The organism is Serratia sp. PL7 (assembly GCF_945957435.1).
This window is the reverse complement of record NZ_CAMFLB010000088.1, coordinates 1-1,633: the sequence shown is the minus strand read 5'-3', so window position 1 is coordinate 1,633 and position 1,633 is coordinate 1. Positions and strand designations below refer to the sequence as shown.

The following is a 1,633-nucleotide window of genomic DNA, read 5'->3' as shown; positions in this document are numbered from 1 at the left end:
CTAGCGATGCGTGTATTCGAATAGCCGAAATTCTAAGCGATTTTCCTACGTTCGTCGAAGGGAGTGCAGATACTCAGGGACAAGCTCATATTGCAACACAGCTCGTCGAGCTTGACGCATTGGGGCGAGATAGTAAAGCAACTGAGTGGACGCCTGAAGGCAATACAAACCCCGTTCGGTTAAGGTGGTTGATTAATACAGCTATACGGACACGGTCAAATAGAGCACTTGCTATAACTGATCTTAAACATCCTAAATTTGATGTTAGAGTTCAGATACATAGTTCTGCCGCAAGGTATGCAGATAAGTTAGCTGCTGAAATAGTTTCAGCATATTATGATAACTCTGAGCTGGCATATGAAAGCGATTCTCCGTTTCAATTTGGTGTTATTCGAGTTCCTCGTAACGCTACTCACTTTGAGCATTCATTATATGAAAAGTACTCAGGACTTAATAAGTTCGAGGCTCCTTTTGCTGAGGCTTTAGATAGGTCTGGTTACCCTTGGCACAGAAACCTGAGCAGTGGCGGTTTTCATATCCCACTATTGACAGAGGGTGATACAAGCTCATTTTATCCAGACTTTTTAGTATGGAAGTCAGACCTTGTCTATTGCCTTGATACCAAGGGGGGCCATCTATTGACTGATGCCGTAGCGCGCAAGCTTTTTAATATTCATGAAGATGGTCGGAGTAAGATTCTAGTGAGATTTATCACAGAAGGAAAGCAGACAGAGCTGCGCGGCAAAGCAACAAAGGGAGGATATACTGTATGGAAAATGAAATCTGGGCATCCTACCCCAATTTATGTGGCGGATTTAGACAAAGCTGTTAGGGAATGTCTAAAATAGCGAAGCCATAGCATAGAATTTTTAATGGCATTATGATCAGGACATAAAGGACTTCATGCAGGGAAAAAATATCCCAAAAGAAACTGGTCATGTCAGCACACCAAAGGATCCTCGCCGGATCCTTTGGTTTTTCTCAGCCACAATTGCTTAACGTGAGTTTTCGTTCCACTGAGCGTCAGACCCCTGTTAGCTCTGAGCTTAGGCTATGCACTTCCTGTTATGGGCATCAGCCTGTTGGCTTTTTTGCTTATTGATATTTTGCGCTGGAAACGTCATGGCAGAGATGCCCGCTTAGCTACTGAAGGAACAGACGTTTCCCTGCGAACAAGAAAAACCCAAAAATTCATAACGGCTGTCGCCGTCGTGCTACTGGTTATTCTGGCGATCATGACTAAGGCGATGATTGGGGGAGCAATTGATGAATACCATATACCCCTGACGCACTGGTCAGCTGAAATGCTTGTAACTCAGATTTTTATGATTATGGTTTATTCATCCGTATTTACCGGGCTGCTCTCTATTCCGCTGTGGTACTGGTTTTTGGGCGAGGAGGAAAAAAGTACAGTTTGATAAAACATTCTCTCTGACTTTGTCCGAAGAAGGGGTCTGAGACAGAGAGTATGACTGCAGAGGGTATGGAGACCCAACGTTGTGAAAAACACATCTGGCAGCCTGCAAGATATCAATATTTCAGGCTGTAATTCACTTGCTGAGATTTTTCCCACGATTGCCCTTGAACCTTACTGATACCAAACTGCCGCGAAAGCTGCCTAAGCGTTGGATAT

The 1,633-nt window shown here is 44.0% G+C and carries 2 protein-coding genes; both read left to right on the top strand.

What is annotated here, in order from left to right; translation table 11 throughout:
• Nucleotides 1–848: hypothetical protein (locus tag N6G83_RS54290; protein WP_260524429.1), on the top strand; the 848-nt coding region annotated here is incomplete at its 5' end.
• A 219-nt stretch (nt 849–1,067) separates the two neighbouring features.
• Nucleotides 1,068–1,418 carry a DUF2534 family protein gene (locus N6G83_RS54285; RefSeq protein ID WP_050152569.1) on the top strand — a complete coding sequence of 117 codons (351 nt, stop codon included), beginning with the start codon at nt 1,068–1,070 and terminating at the stop codon, nt 1,416–1,418.
• Nucleotides 1,419–1,633 lie beyond the last annotated feature (215 nt).

Bases quoted from the DNA above. Each gene is read 5' to 3' on its own strand.
- N6G83_RS54285 (WP_050152569.1), top strand. From the start codon at position 1,068: ATGGGCATCAGCCTGTTGGCTTTTTTGCTTATTGATATTTTGCGCTGG.